This window comes from Candidatus Omnitrophota bacterium (assembly GCA_028712255.1).
Lineage (GTDB): Bacteria > Omnitrophota > Gorgyraeia > Gygaellales > Profunditerraquicolaceae > UBA6249.
Genome location: JAQTQJ010000010.1, coordinates 22,644 through 44,101, shown reverse-complemented (window position 1 = coordinate 44,101; position 21,458 = coordinate 22,644). Strand labels below are relative to the sequence as shown.

16 protein-coding genes are annotated in these 21,458 nt (G+C 37.7%); all 16 read right to left on the bottom strand.

Translation table 11 applies throughout. The annotated features are described in order from the left end of the window. Positions 1-138 precede the first annotated feature (138 nt). The gene (locus PHC29_05885; protein MDD5109019.1) at positions 139-1,707 is read right to left on the bottom strand and encodes a glycosyltransferase family 39 protein; all 1,569 of its coding nucleotides are present in this window, start codon (positions 1,705-1,707) and stop codon (positions 139-141) included. A 141-nt stretch (positions 1,708-1,848) separates the two neighbouring features. Next, on the bottom strand, positions 1,849-3,309 hold the full coding sequence (locus tag PHC29_05880; protein MDD5109018.1) for a radical SAM protein: 1,461 nt from the start codon (positions 3,307-3,309) through the stop codon (positions 1,849-1,851). Between the two features lie 5 nt (positions 3,310-3,314). Continuing rightward, the gene (locus tag PHC29_05875) at positions 3,315-4,874 is read right to left on the bottom strand and encodes a cobalamin-dependent protein (protein MDD5109017.1); all 1,560 of its coding nucleotides are present in this window, start codon (positions 4,872-4,874) and stop codon (positions 3,315-3,317) included. A gap of 254 nt (positions 4,875-5,128) precedes the next feature. Next, positions 5,129-5,311 carry a hypothetical protein gene (locus tag PHC29_05870; protein ID MDD5109016.1) on the bottom strand — a complete coding sequence of 61 codons (183 nt, stop codon included), beginning with the start codon at positions 5,309-5,311 and terminating at the stop codon, positions 5,129-5,131. Between the two features lie 108 nt (positions 5,312-5,419). Beyond that, the gene (locus tag PHC29_05865; GenBank protein ID MDD5109015.1) at positions 5,420-5,746 is read right to left on the bottom strand and encodes a hypothetical protein; all 327 of its coding nucleotides are present in this window, start codon (positions 5,744-5,746) and stop codon (positions 5,420-5,422) included. Positions 5,747-5,768: 22 nt separating this feature from the next. Then, entirely contained in the window at positions 5,769-5,993 is a 225-nt protein-coding gene (locus PHC29_05860) for a hypothetical protein (GenBank protein MDD5109014.1), read from the bottom strand. Positions 5,994-6,171: 178 nt separating this feature from the next. After that, positions 6,172-6,858, bottom strand: coding sequence for a UbiA family prenyltransferase (locus PHC29_05855; protein MDD5109013.1), 687 nt, complete (start codon positions 6,856-6,858; stop codon positions 6,172-6,174). A 45-nt stretch (positions 6,859-6,903) separates the two neighbouring features. Beyond that, complete coding sequence (locus tag PHC29_05850; protein MDD5109012.1) at positions 6,904-7,320, bottom strand: hypothetical protein; 417 nt, start codon at positions 7,318-7,320, stop codon at positions 6,904-6,906. An 887-nt stretch (positions 7,321-8,207) separates the two neighbouring features. Then, positions 8,208-10,373 (bottom strand): hypothetical protein, encoded by a 2,166-nt coding sequence (locus PHC29_05845; protein MDD5109011.1) that lies wholly within the window; start codon positions 10,371-10,373, stop codon positions 8,208-8,210. Continuing rightward, a complete protein-coding gene (locus tag PHC29_05840) occupies positions 10,373-12,985 on the bottom strand; it encodes a hypothetical protein (protein ID MDD5109010.1) in 2,613 nt (870 codons plus the stop codon). The genes PHC29_05845 and PHC29_05840 overlap by 1 nt, the downstream gene beginning before the upstream one ends. A gap of 106 nt (positions 12,986-13,091) precedes the next feature. After that, positions 13,092-14,318 carry a DUF58 domain-containing protein gene (locus PHC29_05835; GenBank protein MDD5109009.1) on the bottom strand — a complete coding sequence of 409 codons (1,227 nt, stop codon included), beginning with the start codon at positions 14,316-14,318 and terminating at the stop codon, positions 13,092-13,094. A 16-nt stretch (positions 14,319-14,334) separates the two neighbouring features. Continuing rightward, complete coding sequence (locus PHC29_05830) at positions 14,335-15,261, bottom strand: MoxR family ATPase (GenBank protein MDD5109008.1); 927 nt, start codon at positions 15,259-15,261, stop codon at positions 14,335-14,337. A gap of 11 nt (positions 15,262-15,272) precedes the next feature. After that, on the bottom strand, positions 15,273-17,834 hold the full coding sequence (locus PHC29_05825; protein MDD5109007.1) for a cation-translocating P-type ATPase: 2,562 nt from the start codon (positions 17,832-17,834) through the stop codon (positions 15,273-15,275). Between the two features lie 107 nt (positions 17,835-17,941). Then, complete coding sequence (locus PHC29_05820) at positions 17,942-18,457, bottom strand: NADH-quinone oxidoreductase subunit B family protein (GenBank protein ID MDD5109006.1); 516 nt, start codon at positions 18,455-18,457, stop codon at positions 17,942-17,944. Then, a complete protein-coding gene (locus PHC29_05815; protein ID MDD5109005.1) occupies positions 18,454-20,031 on the bottom strand; it encodes an NADH-quinone oxidoreductase subunit C in 1,578 nt (525 codons plus the stop codon). Before PHC29_05815 ends, PHC29_05820 begins: the two co-directional genes overlap by 4 nt. Beyond that, entirely contained in the window at positions 20,001-21,458 is a 1,458-nt protein-coding gene (locus tag PHC29_05810) for a proton-conducting transporter membrane subunit (protein ID MDD5109004.1), read from the bottom strand. The genes PHC29_05815 and PHC29_05810 overlap by 31 nt, the downstream gene beginning before the upstream one ends.

Genomic DNA, 21,458 nt, shown 5'->3' with positions numbered 1-21,458 from the left:
GGGATACCGTGTTTACTACGTCATGCACGGGCGTAAAAAGACAGTCCAGCTTAAGCCAAATATAATTATTGATAGCATGAAATATTATTAAAAAAAATAAAATTACAGCTACAATTATCTGTCCTTTATATTGTGCTTTCACTTGGCCTGGTAAAGAAAAATATTCTTTTTATCAAATTCGTTTATAATTTCATCTTTGTCGATTATCTTAAACGACTCAAAATAATCTACAATTTCATTTATTTTTTCTTTTGTTATTGTAGTATTATTTTGACCTAGATAACCGGTGTTGGATAATAGCTGGGTTAAATTCAAGCCACCGGCAGCGGAATCGTTGACTACCATTAAAAAATTATATTTTTTATAATCATTGAAAAAGTGGTCTTTTTTAGACCACTTCCAGGGAAGATCTGGTTTATAGGATTCCATATAATATGTCAGAATTGGCGCGCCTTTAAAATCAAATTCGCCTGGCGGAGAAATTATACCGATATTTACCTTGCTTAAATCCCCCCTTCCCCCTATCTCTTCCATAAATCTTTTTACTACATGCTGATAATTGCTTTTAAACGGAGGATGGACATAGAATAGAGATTGCCTGGTCTTAAGGCTATACCGGAAAACAAGGTCGGAGCCAAGGTAAGAATAAGCATAATAATTAGCCACGGCCAATACAAATATTAAAATGAAAGTTAAATTTTTAAAAAACCGTTTTTTTATGTTTTCTACTCCCACAACAGTTAATAGGGTTATTGCCGGAAATGCTGGGAATAAATAACGCGCATCTTTCGGAGATAGGAAAGAAAATATGAGATAAGGGACTATAACCCAGATAAGTAATTCTTTGGGAGCTTTTTGGGATTTACAAAGAAAATAAACGCTAAAAACAAAAATAATAGCAAAAATCGGGGTGATATATAAAATAATAGCGTTCAAATAATAGATCCAATTGTTTATACTGAATAATTTTGTTATCAGGCTGGCATTAGCAACTACCGGAAAAAAATCTTTGCCTGCAGAAAAGTTGATTGCTTGGCCCGTGTAGGTCGAAAAAATACTGCTAAGAAAAGCGTTTTTTACCGACCATTTATCCGGATTATCGCTCCAAAAACCATAAAACCAGACAGAAGTAACTGTTAAAGCGGTTAATATTGCCAATAGAAAATTTTTTAATTTTACTCGCCGATTATCTTTTGTCCTTACCGCTAAGAAACATAGAACAACGGGTAAAATAAAAAAAGCAGCCTGAGGTTTAGTAAGAATACTTATGCCAAAGGTTAACCCAAAGATTACGGCATATAAACGGTTTTTAAATGCATCACTTTTTAAAAAAAACAGTATACATAAGCTAACCATTGCAACCAGAGGAAAATCTAAAAGGTATTCCCTGGATAGGCCAAAAACACCGGCATACATCGAAACCAGAAATGCGGAGAATATACCTGTGCGTACATTTCGGTAATAGTAACCCAAAAAATGAACCGATAAAATAAGAATAATGAAATAAAAACTTGAAGTCGCCAATTTTACCGCTATAAGTGAATGGCCAAAGATAAAACGTAATCCTGCGGTAACCAGATAGACAAAAGGCGGCCAAAATCTATATATTATTTTATTGCCATTGAATAAATCAAATATTCTTACGAATAGATTCCCTTCGTCTGCTTTAAGATATTTGTAAAAATTTAAAGAATTGGCTAGGTGCAATGAAGCATCTCCAAAGCCCAAAGCGGAGTTCTTAGTTAGCCAAATATAGTTATTTATGATATGGAACAGGATAAGAATGGTTAAAAAGAGAAATGCAAATTGATGTTTAAACCTTGAAGATTTTTCCATTATAACGCCAGCCTAAGCCGTCCGAGTTCGACTTTGAAATTTTAATATTTCTTTCAGGTATTTCCCGACGATTAATTTAGCGCCTAAATACATATCCTTGACATGAAATCCTCTTTTCAATAACAGCCTTAAGATATGTCTTGGATTTATGTAATACCTAAACATTGCTTCTCTCTGCAGATATAACAGTTTTTCCCTTGTGATATTTTTGGGAGCATAGATAATACTGCCGTTTGGTGAGATCCAATCTGACCAACTTGTAAAATCTTCGGGTTTAGCGTTTATTAAGCTGTCTTTGCATGAGTTATATAATTCTGACCCCGGCTGGGGAATGGTAATATTAAATTTAGCTATATCCGGGCTTAAGCGGATTGCAAAATCAATAGTCTGCCTGCAGGTTTCCTCCGTATCTTGGGGAAGGCCTAACATGAATAAGCCTAAGCTTTGCACACCGGCTTTTCTTGTATAACTCATCGCATCCTCTGCCTGCTTCAAGGTTGTCTGTTTTCTTATGCTATCAAGGATCGACTGGTTGCCTACTTCAAAACCATACATTATCAACCTTAAACCAGCTTGCCTCATTTTTTTTAAAAGCTCTAAATTAACTTTATTTACCCTAGTCTCGGTTATCCACCTTATTTTTTTATGAAGCCCCCTTTTCATAAGTCGTTCACAAAAATCCAAACCATGCTCGACGGAAAAAGGAAAATAGGCGTCATTGAAACCAAAATAGCGTATCTTATACTTTTCGTGCATATACTCTATTTCATCCAGTACTTTTTCGGTATTTCGATACCTTGGCTTTTTGTACATAATATTCTGTGAACAAAAAATACAGTTATGCGTACAGCCGCGGGAAGCCTGGATCGGCAGTATTATTTCATTATATATGCCCAACATAGGATACCTTTTATAAAGATCAAACGCAAATGTCTGCCAAGCAGGATAAGGTATTTGGTCCAAATCTTCGGTTAAATAGCTATCGGGATTATGCACAATCCTTCCATTGGAAATAAAACTTATGCCTTTTACCTCTTCTAGCTTTTTTTTCTGGCCGATGGCTTTAACCACTTCGACAAAGACATATTCGCCTTCTCCGCGGACAACAATATCTCCGGTTGCCTCCTTTAACATTTCTTCCGGAAAAACCGTGGCATGGATATTCCCCAGGACAATCTTTATATCCAGGTTAATCTCTCTTATCAACCTAGCCAGCCTTTTGATATTAGATATCGAGGGAGTTAAACAGGATATACCGATTAGCTCATACTTTTCGCGCCTGATTTTATCAGCGATATATTCATTGGTATTGCCGCTGGCAAATTGATCTTCTACATCGACATCAATGCCGGCCTGGATTAAAGCGCCGGCCAGATAAGCTATTCCTACAGGAGGAACAAAAGATATTACTGATCTGTATCTTTGGCCGGGGGTGGCTATATCGGAAATTGGATTTAATATTAATAATTTCATTTAGTTTAGTTATCATACCAACCGGGTTTTTTTAAGCGCATAAATCCGGTAGTACCTGCAAATTTCTTTCTTCTTAAAATTATATCCCTGATTTCGCAGATAATCATCCTCATGGTATTAAAGAAAAACCACCAATAAAGCCCTCTTTTATGTTTATAGGGAGAGAACAGGCCTCTTATTAACCAGTGAGGCCTATACAATATATACCGCTTATTAAGCTCCATGTTCAACTTGCCAAGTTCTTCCATTGATAATCCATTATTAGAACGCATTATTGGAGTAGCCCAATCGTATTTCTTAAAATCTTTTTCCGCCAAAGCATCATTTTTTAAGGCATCTTGGTAAAGAAATGTTCCAGGAACCGGGGCCACTGGATGGAAAGCCGGATAATCTATGTCTATTTCAATGGCATACTTCACCAAATCAAACATTGACTCTCTGGTATCAAAAGGCAGGCAGGTAATAAAAGTACCTTGCCGGAATACCTGTGGATATTTCTTTTTAAAAATAAGAAAAACTTCTTTTACTAAATCACGGGTGTAAACAGATTTTCGTATTTTTCTAAGATCCTCCGTGCAGCCCCGCTCTACGCCAATAAGAGGGTGCGTTAATCCTGCCCGGACCATTTTTTCCAAAATACCTGCCCGCTCATCCCGCAATAGATAATCTGCCCTTAGAAAGGCCCACCAATGCAGATCTTTATAGTTTCTTTTTAACAACCCGTCGCAAAAATCATTGGTCCATTTAGAATCAACGTTAAAAGTAGGATCTGCCCAAATAATGTATTTTCTATTATATTTTTTGTAAACGATATCTACTTCTTCTAATGTCCTCTTCACGCTCTTGGTTCTGTATTTAGGGGCTACATCCAGCTTGCCTTTTTCTATATCTGTTTCTAGGTGCTGGCCCCAAAATGTCCACAAAGAGCAAAAATTACATCTATCGATACAGCCCCGAGAATGCTCTAAAGTAACGCTCTGGGGCCAAAGATAACCAAACGGTGAATACTTCCCCATGGGCATAAGATCAAATGCGGGTAAAGCAAGCATATCCAGATCTTTTATCAAAGGCCTGGAGGGCGTCCTGATTATCTGGCCATTATGCTTATAAGCAATTCCCTTAATTTCAACTAAGTTTTTTTTCTCATTAAGCGCCTCGATTAATTCTACAATTGTCTCCTCACCTTCAAATCTGACAATAAAATCAATGGGAAAATCCGTTAAACTATGATCGACCATCCAGGAAAAAAAATGCCCCCCGGCAATAGTAATTACAGCAGGATTAATCTCTTTGGCCAAATTAAATAACCTTACCGCTTCATGGCAATAAAGAGCCTCCTCTGCAGCTCCAACTATATCCGGATTCTCTTCTCTTAATATCTTACTCAGAGTTTCCCATCCGATTTTTTGTGGTGGGCAATCAATAATCTTTACCTCTATATCAGGAAGTTTTGACCTTATCGCCCCAGCGATACAAGGTAAACCTAAAGGGAGTAAAAAATTATCAGATTCATTTATGAATGGCCACAGATAGCGTGGAGGCCTAATGAGTAATATTTTTTTCATTTTTGTTTAAATAGAAGTTTTGCTTTAAAATAAATCTGGTAGATAAATTTTAAAATACTTAATTTAATCTCTGTATAAACTAAAACTGGATTTAACTTATCTAAAAAATATCTTCCCTCTTCTGGTAAAATTACCAAACTCACCTTTACGTTGGGAGCCATTCCTATGATAATAGCATTTCCTAAACAGGGCCTAAAGATACAAACCGTAGATTCTGCTCCGACTTTAACAAAATGTTAGATTGCCCTTATGGTTTAGCTTGGCGGCTCTAGGCCTGCAACCAACTCACCTGAGACACTTCTCTTTCCAAACACTTTAACACAATATTCAATAGCTTCTAAGTATTTTTTCTGGCCAATATATTCACATTTCCCGGGGCATACTTCCTGAAATTTATACTCGCCATAAATTTCCAGGCAAAAAAGAAATATGGTCAACCCCCCCCAGAGATTTTAAATAATTATATTTAGAGAAATCCGCGGGGCTGGTGGACACTGAACACCCACCAGGAGCCTTGTTTGGCTCTTGATTTCTTTTATATATGGCTATAAAATTACTAATTCTTCGCCAAAAAAATAACCGGTATTAAAATTAACCATCGTAATTTTTACTTCTTCCTGGGCGGCCTTAACTGTCTCTAAAACATCCTCAACGCTCTTCCCATATTCTTCCGTATGCCCTAGATTTAAACCCACCGAGCAAAATTTACAATTAACTGGAGGAGTCATCCTCCAAAACTCACAAACCCTTGATGAATATATTCCCAAATATGCCCCCTGCATTACGCCGATACGAGACATAATTTTTCTGGCATATGTCAACTTATCATAAAATTTTGGCCTAGCTGGCAATCTAGCTTTGCAAATAACCACATTATTCTTCTTGATAAAATAATCAGTTTTGTCCTTTTACTAAAACATAGGGCGATTTTTCTATAAAATGCTCCACAACCGGAACATTAACATATAAATCTTTTCCTAAAACTAACTCTAATTCGCTTTCTAAGCCGACTCTGGTACGTAAAATTGGCCGGGCATCTTTAGGCAAGCCGCAGGTAGAATCTATTTTGACGCGCCGGCAAAATAGATCTAATTTTAATAAGCATGGGTTAATTTTCATATCTTTATAAGATAGGCAATAGCAAAACCGGCCTGCCCTACGATCAGTATAAAATACATGTGAATCCATGCAATATGGTTTTTTCTAAAGTAAGCTCTTGGAAGTTTTGCATAATCAATTTAGTTGTATATAGGCCCCCAGATAGTTAAAAGTACTAAAGGTAGCGCCGCTGGCCTGATTATATACATAATAATGCCCAGAGGAATAAGTAAAAAGGCAGATAAAAGAATAGGGTGATCATCTGTGTTGCTCTTTTTACGCCGTATAAGACCGGTAACGTTTTTATCCCGAATTTACCATCTCCTTTTATATCGCTAAAATCCTTTGTGGTGGCTGCGCCTGCAAGATATAAAGCAAATATCAGTCCGATAAACCATGGTTGAATATTAAATACTAGCTTACTTACACTCCAACCAGCAACAATCAGAAGCATCCCCCTAGGTAAAGCAATAAAAAGATTACTAAGAAAAGGATATCTCTTGGCCCTAAGGTGAGGAACAGAATAATAAAATGAAATAATTGCAGTTATTAATATAATAAAAAATAATTTTAAGTTTACCAGTGAAGATAAAAATAACGCGCTAAAATACAGTATAAATGAAAAGTTAATTATCTCTCTCTTGGATATTCGCCCGGAAGCCAGCGGCCTAAAAGGCTTGTTTATTTTATCTATCTCTAAATCGAAATACTGATTAATCACATTGGAGGCACCATTTAGTATGGCTGCCGATAAAGCGCCCAATAAACAAGTAAGATTGGGCATAGTTCCAGCGGCAATTACCGCTCCTAACAAAAAACCCACCATTGGAGCAATCAGCGTAAAAGGACGGACTAATTCTACATAAACCTTCAATTTATATATCATAAAATTAAAATATTTTACAGTTTAGTCTTCTCTTTAAAGCTTATTTTAATATAATTTATTGCCTCTGCGGCCTACAGGATCAAAACCAAATAATCTCTCTAATCGCTGGGGAATTTTTTCGGAAAGGATAGCCAGGCTGGCGGCTGCCAATGCTAATTTTTCACTAAAAAGGTCGCAACTCTTCTTATACGGTAAAGCAGGATCACCGTTAAAGAAATAATTAACATTCAGGCAGGAGACTATCGAACGGCAGAGGCTGAATAAGTCACGCTCTCTCTGGCAACACTCAAACCGCCTATCCGTTTTCTCAATAAACTTTTTATATTTCTTACCGTCAATACCCCTATCTATCCCAAGAAATAAGGTACATGGGTGAATCGACCCATCAACAGCCACTGCAATCTGCCCCCTAGCCGCCGGGCATCCTCCTGAAACTTCGTGATTATAGTATAATCTTTGCATTAGTTTAAAAAATCGGTTAAAAAAGTTTTGCTGTAATTTAGGTTACCCGAAATAACATCTTCAACTTAGCGTAACGCCAGCTTTTCAAAAGTATCTACTGCTTTTAAGGCAGTTTCTACTAACATTTAGGTGTCTTTGGTATCTTTCTTAGATTTTTCAGTCAGATCTTTTAGAAATCGCCGGTTAGAATATGTACCATGGTCATTCCAGCAATAGACACAGCGCAAATTACAATTTGAGGCCAAATTAATGGTTAAATCAGTAAGACAGGCGGATAAATTTTGATCGGTTCCTGAGGATATTTTTTTCTTGGAAAGAGTAAAATACTTGATTATGCTAGGGGAAATCTTAAACGTCTTAGCTAATGCTATAATTCTTTGCTTACTAAGAATGCCTGGAAATAGCGAAATTCCTTTGTTCCACTTTTCCAACGCAGTATAAATTTCAGGAACTAGATCGTAAAAATCTCCAGTAGCTGTAGAGATACCTATATAACAACCTAATTTATAAACTAAAACAACTGGCGAAATTATCTTCGTAATAATCGGCCTCTAGAAAATAATATTAGACCATACTTAGTTATATCTAGTATAGTCTTAATTTTTATTAAATGGGGGTTAAAGCTAACACTATTCTGATAGGTTAAGAAATTTCTACCACAATACCCTGCCTGATCGGCAGTAACGAGAAAGTTTTTTCTTAGCTTTTGTAGTTTTGTTTACCTTCCGTGCTTTTGCCTTCTTATTTATCTTTTTTGCTTTCATTAGTTCACCTCCGTAAAGGAAATTATACTATTAATTAAAACTAAATACAACTAAAAATATGCGCCAGGAATACCTAAATCTCCGTGTATTTTCACATTACGGCATCATTTTAGATTACTAAAATTATACCTTATCACTCTTACCTATGTTTTCCATAAGAAGGGGCGTTTGTTTTAATAAGGCCTTAAGATAACTGCATATTATTGTTATTCTCTTGTGCCGAACCGATACTATTTTTAATATTTGGTTATAACTTTCCAGGGCTATCCGGGATTCCTCCTGGGTGAGAATATGGCTGCTATATTTAGCTTCTTCAAAACGTTGCGTAAACCTAAAGAAAAGACTTCCATCCATTGCATATTTCTTGTCTACTAAAGAAGCAAATAGCAATGGCGGCATATAGAATTTATATGGAACGCCGAAAATAACCATTAGTTTATTGAGATTACCATAGAGAGCTATTATGAACTCTCTTGGAGTACCATATAGCTTAAGGATACGCCACTTAGTCTGCTCAGTTAATATATAGAAATAGGAATAAAGTATAAATACGAGTAACAATAAAAAAGCTAGAACCTTGGCGATCAGTTTCAATAACCAGTATTTCTCCTTGGCTACTTCCACAGCAACAGGCAAGCTAGTTAGCCCTAAATAAGTGGCGTGTATTTTTGCCTGGCCGGCTTTCAAAGCCCTAACCTTGAATTTATCCATCTTAGCTATCCTTAAATTATCAGATACCCAATCAACCAACAAAGTAATATCCCTACGCGAGGAATCACCAAATAACCCTTCCGCTTTCAAGTTTGCCTGCTCACCTGTAATTATTTTCAGAGCTGCCGGAGATACTGTTATGGATACCAACTTTGGTTCCCTAACAGCGACTTTAACGCATTCGCTCTCCATATCTTTGTACTGAACACAAACCTTTGTCTCTGCTGCAGAAATAGCTTTAACTAAACCACTGCTGACAGTAGCAACGAACTCATCACTGCTTGTCCATTTACTCAGAATAGTGATATCTTGCTCTGTATTGTTTTGCCGTACACCAAACGCAGAAAGCTGCTGTTCTTCCCCTGCTCGGATATCACAAGATGACGGGAGTATCTTTATATACTTGAATTTTTCTTCTTCGGCAATTTTATTTTTCAGATTAGCCAAATCGTCTTTAATATCTTCGAGTAAATTATCAGAAGATTCTTCTTTTTTGATTATATCCTGGCTGTTTTCCTTATAGTTGGCAACCGATGATACCGCTATTTTAGAAGGTGAGCTCTCTAAACCTTCCAGCGTTGCCTGTATTTTTGCTATTCCGACAGATTCACCAACAAAAACATTATCCGCATCCGTCCTTAAAATTGCTTTATCCAATATCTGCCAACTTACGTTTTTAGTAACATCATTGACGCTGTTATCCCCATAAGTAGCAATAACAGAAAGCGGTATTTTAACCTGCGTAAGCACAGAAAGATAAGCAGGAACAATAGCTATTTGTCTTAATGGATAGTGATAAAGCCCAACAGGATTCTCTGTCACCTCCACATCCTGAGGGAAACTTTGTAATCCCCTATATTTACAAAATACCTTAAATTTTCCCGGTGAAGACATCTCAACATGCGAATCATTTAATTTTAAAGTTTTATTGTTCTGTAAGGCATACCATTCCACATTATCGGTCACATCCCTTATGCTATACTGTCCACCAGAAACAAATGTACCATAAGCATGAAAATTAATCGGAGTTCTCAGGCCAGCGTAGGGCTTGTATGGAAAAATATCCAGGCTAATAAGTAAATCCTCCTGCGGCTGCTTATTTGACTGAGCTACGGAAATAAAACTCACATTGCTATATTTGCCTTCGTATAATGCCACCACTTGATAGTCGCCAGGCTTTTTGGGCACAATAATGCCATCCCCTACGATATTGAATTCATCAGGATTGCTCAAAACTAATTGGGATTGCGATGTAACATTGGTTGTTTCTTTCAAACCGGCTAATATCTTTAACTCTAGAGGAACCCCTACGTATCCATTGCAGAAACGTGGATAAAGATATACCTTAATCGGATTTTCTAGATAAACATATAATCTCTCCGGGCCGCCGTAATACCATAATTTATCGCTGACTGATATCGGCGCGCCATATTTATGCAGCGCATCCTCCTGGCTAAGGCCAGAAATAATTTTTCCATCAGCAGTTACCTTTTCTTGATATACCTGCTGCGCATAACTAGCTCTACAGAGAAAAGATAAGGTTAACAAAATAGCCAAACATATTTTTTTTGATTTCATCAGTATACCTGTTCCCCTAATTCATTTTTAATTCGGTTAGCTTCTGCCTGCGGAATCATTTCCACTACCGTAATTTTACACCTTGCGCTAGGGCCACCTTTATACCGGCAGAGTATCTCTGTTGTGCCTATGCCTAAGGCGCTAACTAAACCATGCTGATCGATAAAGGCTATACTAGGGTTTAGAGAAGACCATTCTAGTTCCGAGCTACTTTCTCTGATAAAATTATTATAGGTCGTTACGGTTTTTAAAAGAATATCTGTGCCTAAGGGTAAAACCGCATAATCAGGCAATAAGTATATTTTTAATGATTCTCTATCGCCACTATTAGTTAATGATTCTGGAACGATTTCTGACTGGGATTCTTTTTCAGTCTGTTTAAATTCAAGCGACTTACTTAACGCATCTATATTTTTGATTAAATCCTGCTTGGTTTTGGTTTCCTTCATTTTATCTAAATTCTCTTGCAAAAAAGCAGCTTGCTGGGGCAATACACTCTTTAAACTTTCAATATTTTTGCGTAAGCTATAACCATCCCTTTCCAAAATAAACATCTTCTTAGCATCAGCGGCTTTCTGTATCAGCTCCTTCATTTTTTCAAGCTCTACGGTAGATTCTTTTTTAGCTAATGCGCTTATCTGTTGGTTGATTGCCGAGAGCACATCTTCAACTTGTGATATTGTTTGGGCATTGGCTAGTTTCTCCATAAGCTTATCCATCAATTCTCTTTGCTCATCTTCAAGGGATGAACTCTGAAGCAGCTCAGATACTTTTTCGCTATAATCCAAAGAACCGGTTGCATATGCAGATTTATCCTGTTCTTGTGTTCCAACTAACTCGTTTCTCACACTAAGAAGCTGTTCTGTAATCTTGATATCTTTTATTAAATCATCTTTTTTATCTTTACCGATATTGCCTTGTTTATAGGCTGCATCTATGGTTTTATGCATTTTTGCCGTAGAAGATGCAAGCTTACCTTTATTATTTTCAGCAGCCATCTTCCTTAAATCCTCTAATAAGCCTTTACTACGTTCGCCAATATTAGATTCTTTAATTTGTTTTTTCACTGCATCACTGGATTCCTTAATAAGGCTATCTAATTTTGCCTCCAGCATATCCCTTGCCTCCTGAGGCAATTGAAAATCACTCATCTCGGTTAAGTTTTCTAAAAGCTGAGTGATTTTCTTTACTGCATCCTGGCGGTCTTTAGATTCTTCGATCCCATTAAGAAGTTCCTCAAGATTATCGGGCTTATCTCTGGAAGCCTCTAATTTCTTACGTAGTTGGCTGCTTTCTTTAGACACAAGCATTTCTTTTTTTAAGCTAAGCAGATCTTTAGCTTCGCCAATACGCTTTAATTCCTCTGAAGGCTCTGTTGCGAGCATTTTTTCTATTGTTTTATCTATTTTGACAGCTGTAGAAACTTTCTCCATTTCGTTAATCTGCCAAACTAAATCGTTGAGCTCTTTCTTTTTTACAGCATTGTAAGCATTGGCCTTATCCTGAAAAGAATCTATTTTTTTATGAAACAGCTGAAAAGATTTCCATTCCTTCAGCTGTTTGGAGATCTGATTAAGCTTCCTTTTAGCACTATCGGGCATAAATTTATTATTGATATCCTTCTTAAGTTGTTGGCTGTATTTATCGATCTGCTCATACGAACCGCTATATTCTATCTTATTGACAGAACTCAATATAGAAAACCTCTGCAGTAATCCAATATGGTTATCGTTAATAACTTTTCCTATATTATTTTTTATCTGGGCTAATTTTCTCATTATCTTTCTGTTTACATATCCTTTAACCTTATTACTTAACCCGGCGGTGTTAGTTAAATTAGATGCTGCCGATTGATCGTTGATCGCTTTCAATATGTTTTTTTCCGCCTTATTAACTTCAAAGGCATAGGCAGCTTCCTGAACCAGTAAATCCTGCATCCAAGCAAGCATCTGATGCATTTGATCGGCAGAAGAAAGCCCAAGCGTAAAATTAGTCAACTCCTTCTGAATTTGCTCATCCTGTAAAAACGTATTTTTTTCTCCTTCCTGCGGCTTTTGCTCTTGCCAAGAGATCGCATCCTCATCCTTTAAAAACCCTCGTGAGCTAATTTGGCCTAAAGGCACATTCATAAATAATACCCAGCCAATAAAAATAGCTGAGAATAAAATAGTGACAAACAGTGGATTAACCACGCGATATTCTTGGCTGGTTTTCTCAGAATAAGTAAAAAGATTATGGAATTTTATTTTGGCTATTATCGAAGTTACAAGAATGAATTCTGCGGCAAGAATTAAAAAATATTTATTATAGCCTCTTGTTAATGCGCATAAACAAAGAAATAGCAGAATACCAAAAATCTGTACCGAACCCAAGTACGACCGTAGGCATAGGCTAAAACTATTCACTACTATTAAAAAGGATAAACCACTAATACAAATAACAATTAGCTCTCTATAAAGAAATGAAGATTTAAATGCAGCATAGACTGTCCAGGATAGAATTAAAATACTGGCAGCCAAAGTAAATATCCTCCTAAAATAAATAATCTTCTGGTTGCTGATATAGGCAACGACTGACCCTATAATAAATCCGCTAAACAGGTAAATTCGCATGCTGGATGCTTCCTGCGGAAAAAAGAATAATAATGAAGACAAAAACAGGAACGTCAAAAAATATTCTAAAGAATAAAAACGGTATTTGCTTTCCATAATAAAAATCTCAGAATTTCTCTTCTAAATTATCACGACAGTTAATATAAATAGGGTTAAATTTTGCTCTTTCGGGTAAATCAGCATAATGATCTTTACTATCCTTAATTCCAGAAGAATCTTTAAGGAAGCTGGAGGAATTAAGAATTACCGGAATCAGAGATACGTTTCTCACACCCAAAGATAGCATAGCGGGAAGGAACACTTGATTTCTATCTGTCATTACGACAATCAAACTGGAATCTTCTAGAACATTTCGGTGGAATGTTTCAAAAAGCTCTAGTAAGGTTATCCTGCTCTCCGGCTGGGCAATGGTCAAAAACCTAAGAATTTCCTCTAAATGCCCAGCACCTTTGTTAAATGGAATATGCACTATTTCCCCGGCGTGAGAAATAATCTCTACGGATACGCCTGAATTAATAAGGTATTTGGCGATGGAAGCAACTATTTTTATGGAATACTCGGCAACAGATTCTTTGCCTTCCCCAAAGTTATCATCCTTTTCTAGATTAAACATTAAGGTCGCCCTGAAAAAACTCTGGCGCTGAAACTCCTTAACAATCAGTTGGTTCTTACGTGCAGAAACCATCCAATGCACTTTCTTTAAAGGATCTCCTCTTCTATACTCCCGCACGCCATAAAATTCATCGTCATCTCCGCTTACCCGCGATGTTTCAATACCCATCCACGGAGAAGAACCTTTATTTAAATGCGGAAATTTACGAATATTGAATGTCCGCGGATAAACATAAAGCTCTGAGTGAGCCGGATATTTTTCTTTAAAATAGAATAGGCCCAGTGGATCAAAAAAATAAGCGGTTATCGGACCTATATCATATTTTCCTCTTTGATGACATAAACAATTATAGGTTAGCCTATTTATTGAATCAGGCCGCAAAAAATCAAAAAGAATGAACTTTTGCCTTTCTGAAGCAACTGCACAGCCCAGATGATCCTCTAAAATAACATCGAAAATCGGAAGGATACTTTTATTAGCTACTTCTAATACAATCTCTAGAAAATCACCCTCTTCTATTTTAAGCGTTATTTTCCGTACTAGAGCTGGCCTTCTAGTAAAATATACCAAGATTAACCACATAAAACTTACTACTGGTAAAACTAAGAGAGACCAAAAAAGAAAATAATAAACAACAAAAGGGCTCTTCAGGCTCATAAACAGGTTAAACCCCAAGAAAACCAGGAGAAATATCCACTTTACTAAAAATTTCTTACGCATATTTTTTGTACTTTTTTTACGATATGGAAGTTTGTTTTAATATGCCCTCAATAACTAATTCCGGGGTCGTCCCTGAAATTACGGCCTTAGGATGCAACACAATCCTGTGTTTCAGTATATAAGGTAAAAGCTTAATAACATCTTCGGGTATAACATAGTCTCTTCCTTCAATGAATGCCCAGGCACAACTGGCTTTCATAATCGCTATCGAAGCACGCGGGCTAGCTCCCTGCTTTACCACGGTTGATTTACGGGTTAATGATACTAAGTTAACAATATATTCTAATACCGTGGGGGATATTTGGATTTTCTTTACCTGCTCCTGTAACTTTAAAATATTTTCTAGGGTCATAACGGGCATAACATCTTCTACCGGATGTTTAATCTTTTGTCCGCAAACTATCTTGGCTTCCTCCTGTACAGATGGATAACCCATATTAATCTTCATCAGAAACCTATCGATCTGGGCTTCGGGTAAAGCATATGTCCCCTGGTACTCAATGGGATTCTGTGTAGCAATGGTCATAAAAGGCCAGGGCAAGACAAAAGAGGTCCCTTCAATAGTAACCTTATACTCCTGCATGCACTCTAAAAGTGCCGATTGCGTACGCGGAGTAGTCCTGTTAATTTCATCGACCAAAAGAATATTCGCAAACACCGGCCCTTTCCTGAAATCAAATTCTCCTGTTTTAGGGCTATAAACGAATCCACCGGTAATATCCGTAGGAAGCAGATCCGGTGTAGCCTGTATCCTTTTAAAATCCGCACTTATGGATTTAGCCAAAGCTAAAGAGAGCATTGTCTTACCTAAACCGGGAATATCTTCAATCAGGATATGTCCATTTGTCAATAAACCTATGATTAATAGTTTTACCGATTCTGTTTTTCCTACAATAACCTTCTCGATGTTAGTTATTAATTTTTGAATATCTTCATTTACCATTGCTTACCTCCTTATTTAATTAATAAATTTGGTACAACCATTTTTTTATTCATCCCCTTAAAAACTTCAAACCACAACAAACTCATAATTCCACTGGCGAGAGCAACCGCTAAATCAGCTACAGACAAAACTGAAAAATGAAAAAGATTGCGCAGCAGCGGTAAATAAATAACCAAAAGAAGGGCACTCACCGCTCCTACCGTTACAATCCAAGAAGCTCTGTTCTTTAATTTAATAATACTGAATAAGTTTTTGGACCAGGAAAGGTTAGTCGAGATTAACATTACATTTGCAAATACCAGGGTGGCAAAAGATAAGGTACGGGCTTCAAGCTCGCCTTTCTTCAAATACAACGCCACTATAAACACTAAAAATACAACAATTAATATTCCTAAACCCTGCAAAAAACTAAAAATAAAAGCTTCTTTACTGAATAAGGGTTCCTCTAAATTACGCGGCGGCCTTTTCATAATATTCTTTTCATCCGGGCAGGCCTCAAAGACCGTAGAGCATGCCGGATCGATAATCAATTCCAAAAACGCAATGTGCGCAGGCAAAAGTACTATCGGTAAATTAAATAAAACCGGCAAAAATGACATTCCTGCAATCGGCACATGTATAGCAAAAATATAAGCCACGGCTTTCTTTAAATTATCGAAGATTCTCCGGCCAAGTTTTACTGACGCAACAATTGAGGAAAAATCATCATTAAGCAATACTAATGCCGAAGCTTCGCGGGCAACATCAGTCCCCCTCTGCCCCATAGCAATACCGATATGCGCTGACTTTAATGCGGGAGCATCATTAACCCCGTCTCCGGTCATCGCCACAACTTCCTGATTAGCCTTTAATGCATCGATAATAAGCAGTTTTTGTTCAGGCACCACTCTGGCAAATACGTTAATTGTCTTTATTTTTTCCTTCAGCTGGCGATGATCCATCATCTCTAATTCAGTTCCGGTTATATATGATTCAGGATTCTTTAAACCAATCTCTTTGGCAATATTAATAGCTGTTCCGGGATAATCACCAGTAATCATAATCACCCGCATCCCTGCATCATAGGCCTCGCCAATTGCCGCGGCCACCGTTGAACGTACCGGATCAACAAATCCCAGGAGCCCAACAAACCTGAATACAAAATCATGCTGTATATCCGGAAGCTCCTTCTTCCTAAAAGATGCTTTAGCCACCCCTAAGATACGTAATCCCCGCTTCGCCATCTCCTCTATGCATTTTAATAATTCTATATGTTGTTCCTTGTTAAAATGACAAAGGTCTGCGATTGCTTCAGGAGAACCTTTAGTAGCAATGACATAATTTTGTTTATCCGGAGACTCCCAAACATGTGACAAAGCCAAAAGTTCCCTTGATAATGGATACTCTTTGATAATCTTCCAATTATTATGAATATGCTCGGAGCCAGATAAATAGAATTCTCCCAGGCGTTTGGCTTCTTTTTCTATAGGGTCAAATGGATCTTTCTGGCTAGCCAGGATGGCATACTCCATAAGATCATGGACAGCCTCAGGCAAATCCTCTGATTTTTTAACGTCAATTCCATAATGAATACCATTAACGCACATAGAGGTTAAATGCATGGCGTTGAGCGTAAGAGTCCCTGTCTTATCCGTGCACAAAACCGTTGCTGCCCCCAAAGTCTCTATAGCCGGAGTACGACGGGTCAGAACCTGGCTTTTAGAGATCCTCCAAGCTCCCAGGGTAAGAAAAATAATCAAAACAACCGGAAACTCCTCTGGTAACATAGCCATGCTCAAGGTCAGGCCCGAAAGTATTCCGTTTAACCAGCTTCCCCGGGTCAAACCATAAATTATTGTCACCAACAAACAAAGAATCCCGCCGGCAATAGAAAAATTACGTACAATTTTTCCTATTTCTTTCTGTAACAAGGTATTTTCCTGACGGATACCTTGCAAAGCTTTTCCTATTTTACCCATCTCAGTATGGATTCCGATTGAAGTCACTCTTGCAATGCCGTGTCCTTGCACAACTAAAGTTCCGGAATAAACAAAGGGGAGGTCGTCTCCGCCTGGCCGATTAATTGTATCCTGGTTTATACTTTCGGATTTACGTACGGCTGCGGATTCGCCTGTAAGAAGGGATTCATCAACTAATAAATTAGAACATGATAAAACTACCGCATCGGCAGGGACACGATCGCCTTCGTTAAGGATAATAATATCATCTTTGACCACCTGGGCGCCGGCAATCCTTTTTTGGATTCCGTCGCGAATAACTTGGGCTCTGGGGCTTGAAAGGTCCCTTAATGCCTCCAGAGTCCTTTCGGTTTTTCTTTCCTGATAAAAAGTGATCCCCACGACAACCAAGACAAAAGAAAGCAGCATAACAGCATCGCTTATCTCACCCAAAAACAAATAAACCATGCCGCTTCCAATTAATAAAAGCAACATGGGTTCTTTTACTACGCCAAAAAAAATTGCCAAAATACTGCGTTTTTTTTGGGAAGGGAGCTCATTATACCCGTATTTTTTTAAGCTTTCTTGAACTTGTTTTTCAGAAAGCCCTTTAAGGTCTTGTAGCTCTTCTGCCATAAGCATTATTATACAACTACTTCAGTAATTGTAAAACCGATTATGAAAAAAAGGGGGACGGTTCTCTTTTTTAAGAGAACCGTCCCCCTTAATTTTTATCTTATACCTTACTTTTCTTTCTGTAATAAATCCAGCAGCGCCTTGATAATTGTTAACGGCGATGGCGGGCATCCGGGAATATGCAACACTACCGGCAATATATCTTTTATCGGGCCTTCGATATAATAAGAACCTTTGAATAATCCCCCATCTAATGCGCAATCTCCAAGCGTGATGACAAATTTCGGTTCAGGCATAGATTCATATGCGCTTTTCAAGGCAACCAGCATATTTTTAGATAAAGGGCCGGTAACCAGAAGCGCATCCGCATGGCGAGGAGAAGCTACGAAATTTACGCCAAATCGTTGTAAATCATAAATCGGGTTATTAGTTGAAATGATCTCTGATTCACATCCACTGCAGGAACCTGTGTCTACCTGGCGTATATGCAAAGATTTGCCGAATTTTTTCCGGATCAATGCTTTTAGTTTGAGCCCAGTAGAGTTTAGTTCTCTGACTAATCCCGGCTCAATATGCCTAGTAACCACACCTTTCAATATCCTATTTTTTAGTATAAGTATCATAGATCATTACCTGAATATGACAAATTAAAACTCTTATTGCAAACCGGAAAATCCGGGATGATATTACCTAATACGGCAAAAGTCAATCCTTGCCAGTTATGAAAAGAGGCATCTACAATCTTAGCCCTCTGAATTACTCCAGCAGAATCAGTTTTAAGCCAATATAATACGGGGCCTCTGCATCCCTCCACGTAACCCAAAGCACTGCCACCCTTTTGTTCCGGATTTACCCTAATATTACCCCCTGTAACAAGTTTTTCCGAAAATTCCTCAATCAGCCTACATGATTCAAAAAATTCTAAAGCCCTAACCTTTAAGCGGGCTAAAACATCGCCGGATTCCTGAGTGATCATCTTAAATTTCGCTTCCTCATATACCCCTGGAAAATACCTCCTTAAATCCGTAGAAATTCCCGATGCGCGGCCAACCAAACCAACCACACCCAAATCCTGGGCAGTTTTTCTTTTTAGAATACCTGTTGTATCCACCCTATCCATAAAAGAAACAGAATCATTTAATATTTTAACCAATTCATTAAAATCTTTCTTTATGTTCTTAAGCGAACAAAGAAGCAGATATTTTTTAGCGCTATCAATGTCTACCGAAACTCCCCCCACCAGATTAACTTTCTTAAGATACCTGCTTGCACAAAGAGAGTCATTTAATTGAAGAATTGCTTCCTTAATAATCGAAGCAAAGGCAGCTGGAAAACTAAAACCAACGTCTATAGCAATTCCTCCTATATCATTGACATGATTGTACATACGTTCGAGCTCTAAAAAAATACCCCGCAGATAAGCTACTTGCGCAGAAATTACTAATCCGGATATCTTCTCAGCCGCCTGCGCAAACGCCAAACTATGGGCAAAAACCGAATTGCCACAGACACTCTCTGATAAATTAATTGCCTGAGAATAAAGCTTCCCTTCAAAAAGCTTCTCCACCCCCCGATGCGTAAAACCTAATCTGGTCTCCAGGTTAATAATCGGTTCACCGGAGACGCTAAAGCGGAAATGCCCCGGGCCAATAATTCCGGCATGCACCGGCCCAACCGCAACCTCAAACACCCCTCTTCCTTCTACCCTGCTAAATTTATACTCTCCTAAATTTCCTTCATGGACTTTTTGAAAATCTTTACGTAAGGGATAATTTTCCTGCGGCCAAACTTCATCATGTAAATGCAGCCGCCTTAAATCAGGATTACCTCTTGCCTGGATACCAAACATCTCCCAAATTTCTCTTTCAAAAAGGCTGGCAGAATATATAGTTTTTGCCAATGAATCAAAATAAGCACTCTCCTGTAAAATATCTGTGCTGACGGTAATCCATTGTCTTCTTCTATAACTAACAAAAACACAATTTATTACGAATTTATTCAAGCCATTGCGCTCATCCAAGGCAAAAAGCATCATTACGGGTGAGGCAAGCATCTTGTGCAAAGTAAAACAGGCGCCTTTGAAGATCTCAGGAGACACCTTTATACATACCTGGTCCGGATAATCTTCCTGGACACATAAAGCAGAAAAATCCGGTAATTTATTTTTTATCTCTGAAATAAGTTCTGGGCAATCCATAATAAATCCTTATTTATAAAAATCAAACCAATTCCTGGAATTAAAATAAGAAATAATAAAAATGAAAACACAAACTTACCGCTTAAAGGCTCTTTTGTAACTATCATTTCTTTGGGAAGATTTCCAAAAAGCATTTTGCCAAAATGATAAATAAATGCCCCAAAAATAATTGCCAGGGATAATAATAATAAACCCGCAACTAAATAAGAACCACTTGTGAAAGCGCCGGTTAAAATCATAAGCTCGCTAATAAATAATGAAAAAGGGCAAAATCCGGTAATAGCAAACACTCCCAAAAGGACCGTAACGCCTGTAAACGGCATTGCCTTAATTACTCCTCGAATAGCGTTCATATTGTGCTTTTTGTAAACGCTAACGATATTACCTGCTCCAAAAAACATAAGCGACTTGGTTATTGCGTGGTTAAAAACATGCAGCAGGGCGCCCATGATAGCCAAAGGAGCACCTATTCCAAAACCAATTGCGATAATACCAATATGCTCAATACTACTATAAGCAAGAAGGCGTTTGAGGTCTTTCTGGACCAGAATAAAACCGCTTGAGATAATTAAAGAGATTGCTCCAAACAAAATCATCAGGTTGCTAAAATACCCAAACCCTACTCCGTGTATTATAATAATACCAAATCTTAATATTGCATAGATGGCAGTCTTTAACAAAACTCCTGAAAGAAGGGCGCTGATTGGCGCTATCGCCTGACTATGCGCATCCGGTAGCCACGTATGCATGGGCGCTAATCCTGCCTTTGTGCCATAACCAACTAAGATAAAAATAAAAGCGATTTTCAGGATATTTTTGTCTAATATGTGCGCAACAGGGACCATGGACGACCAGTTCAGGCTCTTTTCCAGCCCGGAAATAGAGAATGCATAAGAGAAAAGGATCGTACCTAAAAGTGCAAAAATTATCCCTACTGAACAAATAATAATATATTTCCAGGCCGCCTCCACTGATTTTTTAGTATTATAAAATCCTACTAAAAACGCCGAAATCAGCGTAGTCATTTCAACGGCCACCCAGAGTATCCCTAAATTATTCACCGCAGGAACCAGAAACATCGAACAGCAAAAAAGATTAAAAAGAAGATAGTAAATCCTGGCCTTTCTTCTGGAGATTACCCCCTGCTCTACATCCTTTTTTATATATCCAATAGAGTATAACGCCACAACAAAACTAACTATGGAGGTAACAAAGATAAAAAATGTACTTAATGTATCCATGTATATAAAATTAAAGAAAGAGATGGTGCTTTTTGATAGGAATGTTTTCCCTAGAAGAGTTGCGCCACAAAATAATACTAGCAGATAACCAATACAATTGATTATCCCCAGAATCTTTTGCCTTCTGATTAACAAAGTCGCCAAGGAAAGCAACAGCGGAATCCCTAAGATAAAAAATATTTGCAT

Bases quoted from the DNA above. Each gene is read 5' to 3' on its own strand.
- PHC29_05880 (MDD5109018.1), bottom strand. From the start codon at position 3,309: ATGAAATTATTAATATTAAATCCAATTTCCGATATAGCCACCCCCGGC.
- PHC29_05875 (MDD5109017.1), bottom strand. From the start codon at position 4,874: ATGAAAAAAATATTACTCATTAGGCCTCCACGCTATCTGTGGCCATTC.
- PHC29_05860 (MDD5109014.1), bottom strand. From the start codon at position 5,993: ATGAAAATTAACCCATGCTTATTAAAATTAGATCTATTTTGCCGGCGC.
- PHC29_05855 (MDD5109013.1), bottom strand. From the start codon at position 6,858: ATGATATATAAATTGAAGGTTTATGTAGAATTAGTCCGTCCTTTTACG.
- PHC29_05850 (MDD5109012.1), bottom strand. From the start codon at position 7,320: ATGCAAAGATTATACTATAATCACGAAGTTTCAGGAGGATGCCCGGCG.
- PHC29_05845 (MDD5109011.1), bottom strand. From the start codon at position 10,373: ATGAAATCAAAAAAAATATGTTTGGCTATTTTGTTAACCTTATCTTTT.
- PHC29_05840 (MDD5109010.1), bottom strand. From the start codon at position 12,985: ATGCGAATTTACCTGTTTAGCGGATTTATTATAGGGTCAGTCGTTGCC.
- PHC29_05835 (MDD5109009.1), bottom strand. From the start codon at position 14,318: ATGCGTAAGAAATTTTTAGTAAAGTGGATATTTCTCCTGGTTTTCTTG.
- PHC29_05830 (MDD5109008.1), bottom strand. From the start codon at position 15,261: ATGGTAAATGAAGATATTCAAAAATTAATAACTAACATCGAGAAGGTT.
- PHC29_05825 (MDD5109007.1), bottom strand. From the start codon at position 17,834: ATGGCAGAAGAGCTACAAGACCTTAAAGGGCTTTCTGAAAAACAAGTT.
- PHC29_05820 (MDD5109006.1), bottom strand. From the start codon at position 18,457: ATGATACTTATACTAAAAAATAGGATATTGAAAGGTGTGGTTACTAGG.
- PHC29_05815 (MDD5109005.1), bottom strand. From the start codon at position 20,031: ATGGATTGCCCAGAACTTATTTCAGAGATAAAAAATAAATTACCGGAT.
- PHC29_05810 (MDD5109004.1), bottom strand. From the start codon at position 21,458: ATGCAAATATTTTTTATCTTAGGGATTCCGCTGTTGCTTTCCTTGGCG.